Source organism: Streptomyces tateyamensis, assembly GCF_003205575.1.
In the GTDB taxonomy this organism is placed as follows: Bacteria; Actinomycetota; Actinomycetes; order Streptomycetales; family Streptomycetaceae; genus Kitasatospora; species Kitasatospora tateyamensis.
This window is the reverse complement of sequence record NZ_PYBW01000376.1, coordinates 1-344: the sequence shown is the minus strand read 5'-3', so window position 1 is coordinate 344 and position 344 is coordinate 1. Positions and strand designations below refer to the sequence as shown.

The 344-nt window shown below is 73.8% G+C and carries 1 protein-coding gene; it reads right to left on the bottom strand.

The features are described 5' to 3' along the window. Positions 1 to 236, bottom strand: a 236-nt coding sequence (locus C7C46_RS36140; protein WP_220040759.1) for a hypothetical protein, incomplete at its 3' end; no start/stop codon positions are given. Positions 237 to 344: the final 108 nt, after the last annotated feature.

Below are 344 nucleotides of genomic sequence, written 5' to 3'. Positions count from 1 at the left end.
ATCCGCCGCTGTAGTACAAGTACGAAGCAGCCGTCGCCCCGCAGCGCGCGGATGCGGCCGACGCCCAGCGTGAGCTCGCCGCGGCCCTCGCCTCCGCCGGGATCCGCCTCCCCTCCCTCGGCCTCGACCTGCCCTCGTTCCTCACCGGGCACGTGCTCGTGGAGCTGGGGCGGGCCCAGCCGGACACCGTGCGCAAGATCGCGGTGCTGGTTCGGCGCGGGGTGGCGTGTGGGCACCACTGAACCCTGGTGGTCGCGGCTGCGGGGCCGGCTGACGCGTCGGCCGGCCGCGGGGTGTCCCCTTCGCTGGCCCAACTGCCCCGTCTGCGAGGAACGATGAAGTAC